The 6,271-nt window shown below is 68.7% G+C and carries 7 protein-coding genes; 5 read left to right on the top strand and 2 right to left on the bottom strand.

Annotation, left to right across the window (positions count from 1 at the left end; genetic code table 11):
* Nucleotides 1-67: 67 nt before the first annotated feature.
* Nucleotides 68-1,522, top strand: a complete 1,455-nt coding sequence (locus VH499_RS03915; protein ID WP_332051383.1) for an adenylate/guanylate cyclase domain-containing protein — start codon at nucleotides 68-70, stop codon at nucleotides 1,520-1,522.
* Nucleotides 1,523-1,733: 211 nt separating this feature from the next.
* Here VH499_RS03915 and VH499_RS03910 read toward each other — a convergent pair whose 3' ends face one another.
* Nucleotides 1,734-2,183 (bottom strand): cupin domain-containing protein, encoded by a 450-nt coding sequence (locus tag VH499_RS03910; RefSeq protein WP_332051382.1) that lies wholly within the window; start codon nucleotides 2,181-2,183, stop codon nucleotides 1,734-1,736.
* Between the two features lie 116 nt (nucleotides 2,184-2,299).
* On the bottom strand, nucleotides 2,300-2,734 hold the full coding sequence (locus VH499_RS03905; RefSeq protein ID WP_332051381.1) for a hypothetical protein: 435 nt from the start codon (nucleotides 2,732-2,734) through the stop codon (nucleotides 2,300-2,302).
* A gap of 133 nt (nucleotides 2,735-2,867) precedes the next feature.
* Between VH499_RS03905 and VH499_RS03900 the strand changes: the two genes are divergently transcribed.
* From VH499_RS03900 to cyoE, 4 genes are read left to right on the top strand one after another with little or no spacing between them, the layout of a single operon-like run.
* Complete coding sequence (locus VH499_RS03900; RefSeq protein ID WP_332051380.1) at nucleotides 2,868-3,032, top strand: hypothetical protein; 165 nt, start codon at nucleotides 2,868-2,870, stop codon at nucleotides 3,030-3,032.
* Between the two features lie 18 nt (nucleotides 3,033-3,050).
* Entirely contained in the window at nucleotides 3,051-3,632 is a 582-nt protein-coding gene (locus VH499_RS03895) for a hypothetical protein (protein ID WP_332051379.1), read from the top strand.
* Nucleotides 3,629-5,350, top strand: a complete 1,722-nt coding sequence (locus tag VH499_RS03890) for a cbb3-type cytochrome c oxidase subunit I (RefSeq protein WP_332051378.1) — start codon at nucleotides 3,629-3,631, stop codon at nucleotides 5,348-5,350. Before VH499_RS03895 ends, VH499_RS03890 begins: the two co-directional genes overlap by 4 nt.
* 19 nt (nucleotides 5,351-5,369) lie before the next feature.
* Nucleotides 5,370-6,242 (top strand): heme o synthase, encoded by an 873-nt coding sequence (gene cyoE / locus VH499_RS03885; protein WP_332051377.1) that lies wholly within the window; start codon nucleotides 5,370-5,372, stop codon nucleotides 6,240-6,242.
* Nucleotides 6,243-6,271: the final 29 nt, after the last annotated feature.

The raw sequence follows: 6,271 nt of genomic DNA, 5'->3' as shown, positions 1-6,271 counted from the left end.
GTCGTTGCAATTTGCCGCGAATGGTGTCCGAATGGCGCTCGCGAGCGGGCGTGTGGGGAGATGGCCGATGATCGCGCAACTCGACGAAAAGCTGCTCGACGAGCGGCTGGCGGCGCTGGAGGCGGTGCGCGCCTGGAGCCCGCGTCTGGTCTCGAAGCTCGAGAGTCACCTGCGCAGCGCGCCCGACGAGGCGCTGTTTCGCATCAATCCGCTGACCTTCGCGAGCGAGCGCAACCTCTCCGAGACCGAGACCATCGATCTCTTCCTCCACGCCACCAACCAGCGGCTGGTCGAGATGAACTGGCTCCTGGTGTGCCCGCTCTGCTCGTGCGTGGTCGAGAGCTTCAAGGAGCTGAAGGGCGTCCACAACCACTACTACTGCAACGTCTGCCAGGCCGGCTTCACCTCGCGGCTCGACGAGTTCGTCGCCGTCACCTTCACCGTGCTGCCGACGATCCGGACGCTGAAGTACCATCGCCCCGAGGAGCTGTCGCCGGGCGAGTATTTCCTCGAGTACGGCGCCATCCCCGACGGCCGGCTGCCCGACGGCACGCCGTTCGTGAAGGCGCAGGCGGCGGTGGCGCGGGCGGCGAGCCATTTGCCGCCGGGCGAGACGACGCCGATGTCGATCGAGGCCGGCGAGGGCACCGTGATCGGCGTCAGCCACGAGGGCGGCGCGGCGCTCCTCTACGCGATCGAGGGCGCCCCCGCGGCCCAGCCGCAGCGCTTCGAGATCGAGTTCGGCGAGCCGGTCCGGCAATACGCCACCGGCAAGGTCGCGCCGGGCGCCATGACCTTCGCCGTCACCAATACGACCGGGGAGCGCGGCACCTTCGTGCTCGCCGTCCTGCCGCCCGGCTTCGTGCCCGGCCAGCCGCTGCACTTCGTGCCGTTCCTCACCGGCAAGCGCCTGCTCACGACGCAGACCTTCCGCGACCTCTTCCGCTCGGAGGTGATCCGCGCCAGCGAGGGGCTGAGCGTCACCGACATCACGCTCCTGTTCACCGACCTCAAGGGCTCGACCGCGCTCTACGACCGGATCGGCGACCTGAACGCCTTCGCCCTCGTGCACCAGCACTTCGAGCGCCTGCAGGCGGTGACGGTCCGCCATGGCGGCGCCATCATCAAGACGATCGGCGACGCGGTCATGGCGGCCTTCCTTTCGCCGGCCGACGCGGTCCAGGCCGCGCTCGAGATGCGCGGCGAGATCGCCGCCTTCAACCGCGACCGGCCCGACCGCGAGCTGGTGCTCAAGATCGGCATCCACAAGGGCGCCGCCATCGCCGTCACGCTGAACGACCGGCTCGACTATTTCGGCCAGACCGTGAACATCGCCGCGCGCGTGCAGGCGCTGGCCGATGCCGACGAGATCTTCGTCTCCGAGGACGTCTTCGAGGCCGAGGGCGTCGCGCCGGCGCTCGCCGGATGGCCGGTCGACAAGCAGCTCGCCAAGCTGCGCGGCATCCAGGACGGCCTCAACGTCCACCGCATCGCCGCCGCGCCGGTCGCGAAGGTGGCGTGACCCCTCTCTGAGTCGCGAGACTCACTTCTTCATGCTTCCTCGCCCCCGCAAGGGGGCGGTCTACCGCACGTGCTGTTGCAACCCCCTCTCCTGACCTCTCCCCCAAGGGGGAGAGGAATATGAGCAGCGAGACTCGATCTTCAGGCTCCTCGCCCCCGCGAGGGGGAGAGGCGGGGAGAGGGGCGGTCTACCGTACCTGCTGTTGCAACCCTCAGGCCGGAGCGGCGATGGTGACCCCGTTCTGCTCGAACACCTGCAACAGCCTGGCGATGTCCGGCGGACCCGGCGGGATGGCCTGGTCGACGGCGGCGAACATCTCGGCGGCGCGCGCGTTCTCGCCGGTGATCTCCAGCATCTGACCGCCGCCCTTGCCGTACCGGAAGCCGTGCACCGTTCCGCGCGGGACGTGCACCAGCGTGCCGGGCGAGCAGACATGGGCCTGGCCGTCGCACAGAAACCGGATCTCGCCGCCCAGCACGTAGAACGCTTCGTCCCAGTCGTGGCTGTGCGGCGGCGGCCCCGTGCCCTCGTCCCCCCGCTGCAGCGTGATGCCAAAGCTCCGCGTCACGGTGTTGGCGGCCAGCACGGTCACTTCCGTGCCGACCACGTTGAGCGTGCGCGCGCGCCGATCGGGTGTCAGGACGAAGTAGCGCGTCTTCATGACGGTCCCTCCCACGGGAAGTCCATGTCCTGCTCATGTCCCTCTCCCCCTTGGGGGGCGAGCAGCATGAGTCTCGCGGGAGAAATTCTGCGCCCGGCCGACCTCGGCGGCAACACTCAGCGCAGCAGCGCCCTGATCCGGGGCAGGATCGCTTCGTGCCATTGCGTCAGGCCGAAGGCCTGGAAGACGACGCGGTCGTCGACCACGACGAGCCACAGCGGCACCGCCGCGGAGGAGGCGTCGATGGCCTCGCGCGCGAAGCGCAGGTCCGGCGGCCAGTAGGCGTCGTTCAGGACGTCGCGCGTCGTCGGGGCCTCGGCCTCGCGATAGGAGAGCCGCGCGAAGTCGGCCGAGGCGCGGAAGTCGCGGCCGGCGCCGCCCTGCCAGGCGCGGCAGGGCGGGCAATCCTCGGCGCCCACATAAAGAAGTGTCAGTCGTGGCGGCGGCGCCGGCCGTCCGAGCGGGCTCGACGAGGCAAGCGCCAGCACCGCGATGGAGAAGACGACGACGGCCGAAACGAGCGCGTGCCGAACGCGCCGGCGTGCGGGCATGGACGCCTCGCTGGCAGTGGGACCTCTGGTCGCACTCATTGTCCGCGCGCGGCGGGGTCGCCTTGATCCAGATCAACCACCTCGGCGCGCGGATCGGACAGGCTTTTTGCGAAAGCAACCGGGAGGTCCGCCGATGCCGACGCCGGAACCAGCAGAACAGCAGACGGAACGCGTGCCGATGATGCAGCGGATTCTCGACAATCCGTTCCTGCTGCTCTTCCTCGGCGTGACGCTGCCGACCGTCCTCTACGTGATCTGGGGCGTGATGGAAGTCGCTTCCATCCCGCTCGGCAAATGAAGCCGATGGGGGAATGACATGGCGATCTCACCTCCGGGCAGGATCATCTGGTGGAACGAGCCGGTCGAGAGGACCGAGCTGATCTGGATCGTGATCGCGTTCCTGTGGGGCCTGTTCATGTTCGGCTTCATGATCGCCTGGCACTTCGTCGGCGGGCAGAACCTGAACAAGGAGGCCTACCGCGTCACCCCGTCGGGCTACGAGGAGAAGGTCGAGCAGTTCGCCGCCAAATACAAGGTGCGCGAGGAGAAGGGCATTCCCGTGGTGAAGCCGGGAGCGGGTGCCGAGGTCTATCTGCTCGGCCGCGTCTGGCAGTGGTGGCCGATCCTCGAGCTGGAGAAGGGCCGGAGCTACCGCATCCACATCTCGTCGGCCGACCTGCAGCACGGCTTCTCGCTGCAGCCGGTCAACATCAACATCCAGGTCCATCCCGGCTACGAGCACGTGATCACGCTGACGCCCACCGAGGCCGGCGAGTTCGGCATCGTCTGCAACGAGTTCTGCGGCCTCGGCCACCACACCATGACGGGCAAGATCTACGTCACCGACCAGAAGAAGGCGGGCGGCGAAAACCGCTTCGCGGGGGGAGACAGGCCATGACAGCCGAAACCGCCGTCGGCGTGGTGCCGAGAAGCGCCGAATACCGCCTCTGCCAGTACACCGGACTCAGGATCGACAGCGCCGCGCAGGCGCTGATCAAGGCCAACGCCGTCGCCGCGGTGGTCTTCCTCGCGCTCGGCGGCCTGATGGGCCTCCTGGTGGCGCTGACGCGCTGGCCCGCGGTCCACCTGCTGCCCGCGGAGTGGTTCTACCTCGTGCTGACCGGGCACGGCGCCAACGTGCTCCTGTTCTGGATCATCTTCTTCGAGGTCGCGGTGCTCTACTTCGCCTCGACGATCCTGCTGAACTGCCGGCTGGCGGCGCCCCGGCTCGCCTGGCTCGGCTTCGCGCTGATGGTGGCGGGCGGCGTGATGGCGAACGTCGCCGTCCTGCAGGGCGAATCGAGCGTGATGTTCACCTCCTATCCGCCGATGATGGCGAAGTCGCACTTCTACCTCGCGCTGATCCTGTTCGCCGTCGGCGCGCTGATCGGGGTCGCGATCTTCTTCGCCAACCTGGTGATCGCGCGCGAGGAGGGCACCTACAAGGGCTCGATCCCGCTCGTCACCTTCGGCGCCCTGACCGCGGCGATCATCGCCGTGTTCACGCTCGCCTCCGGCGCCATCATCCTCGTGCCGACATGGCTGTGGTCGCTCGGCCTCATCTCCAGCATCGACCCCTTGATGTACAAGGTGGTGTGGTGGGCGATGGGCCATTCCTCGCAGCAGATCAACGTCTCGGCCCACGTCTCGATCTGGTACCTGGTCGCCGCGCTGCTGGTCGGCGCGAAGCCGCTCAGCGAGAAGGTGAGCCGCACCGCCTTCCTGCTCTACATCCTCTTCCTGCAGCTCGCCTCGGCGCATCACCTGCTGGCCGAGCCGGGCCTCGACGCGAGCTGGAAGATCGTCAACACGAGCTACATGATGTACCTCGCGGTGCTGGGCTCGATGATCCACGGCCTCACCGTGCCCGGCTCGATCGAGGCGGCGCAGCGGCGCAACGGCTTCAACAAGGGCGTGTTCGAGTGGCTGCGCAAGGCGCCGTGGGGCCATCCCGCCTTTTCCGGGATGTTCCTGTCGCTCGTCTTCTTCGGCTTCATCGGCGGCATTTCCGGCGTCGTGCTCGGCACCGAGCAGCTGAACGTGCTGATGCACAACACCATCTACGTGCCGGGCCATTTCCACGGCACGGTGGTCGCCGGAACGACACTCGCCTTCATGGCGGCGACCTACCTCGTGCTGCCGCTGGTCTTCGAGCGCGAGATCGTGTGGCCCAGGCTCGCGCGCCTGCAGCCCTACCTGTTCGGCATCGGCGCGGCGGGAATCTCGCTGTTCATGATGGGGGCGGGTACGCTGGGCGTGGCGCGCCGGCACTGGGACATCACCTTCGCCGATTCGGAGCTCTCCTTCGCCTACTCGGCCGGCGCCTTCCTGATGATGGGGCTGAACGGCCTGTTCGCCGTCATCGCCGCGCTGGGCGGCGCGCTGTTCGTGCTGATCACGGTGTTCACCGTGCTGTTCGGCAAGAAGATCACCGGCGGCCACAAGCTCACCTTCCCGCTGCATGCCGGCGGCGGCGAGGTGGCGTCGCACTACGGCAGCGAGGGGACGCTGAAGCTGCCGGGCACGGCGATCCTGGTGACGGTCTTCTTCGTCGCCTTCGTGCTCTACTACTTCATCAACTGGAAGTACCTGTCCGAGCTCTGGCTGTTCCGCTGAGCGCCGGAGGAAACCCGAGATGCCCGCCGCGACCGCGACCCGCACGATCGTTTCCCTCCTGAAGCTCAGGATCGGAACAGCCATCGCCGCGAGCGCGCTCGCGGGCGTGGCCGTGACCAGCGGCGCCCCGCCGGCGTGGTGGCAGCAGGCCGGGCTCGCGCTGGCGGTCCTCGGCGCGGCGGGCGCGGCCGGCGCCTTCAACCACTATTACGAGCGCGACCTCGATCGGCTGATGCGGCGCACGCGCGATCGGCCGTTCGCTTCAGGCCTGCTGGCGCCCGGCCCGTGGTGGCCGGCGGCTTTCGCGGTCCTGTTGATCCTGTCGCTCGTGATGGCGGTCGCGGCCGGCGGCCCGCTCGCCGCGCTGTTCGTCTTCCTCGGCGCCTTCGTCTACGGCATCGTCTACACCGTCTGGCTGAAACGCCGCAGCGTGTGGAACATCGTGGTCGGCGGACTCTCCGGCAGCTTCGCCGTGCTGGCCGGCGCGGCGGCGGTCGATCCGGTGCCGCAGCCGGTGCCGGTGACGCTGGCGATCGTCCTCTTCCTGTGGACGCCGCCGCACTTCTGGAGCCTCGCGGCGGCGCGCGGCGAGGACTATGTCCGCGCCGGCATTCCCATGCTTCCGGTGATCGCCCCGCCGCGCGCCTGGACGCTCGCCATCCTCGCCCACACGGCGGCCCTCGCGGCGATCTCGCTGCTGCCGCTGGGCTTCGGCATGGGCGCGCTCTACGGCCTCGGCGCCGCCTCGGGCGGCCTCTTCTTCCTGTGGAAGAGCTGGCGTCTGTGGCGCGAGCCGACGCCGGCCAACGCCATGGCCAACTTCCGGGCGTCGCTGCTGCAGCTCTGCCTGCTGGTCGCGGGTGCGCTGCTCGACGGCCTGGCGCCAACATGAGGAGCGCCATGAGGAGCGGCATGAGCGGG

It is taken from the genome of Reyranella sp., assembly GCF_036558665.1.
Lineage (GTDB): Bacteria > Pseudomonadota > Alphaproteobacteria > Reyranellales > Reyranellaceae > Reyranella.
This window is presented reverse-complemented; position numbering and strand designations above follow the sequence as displayed.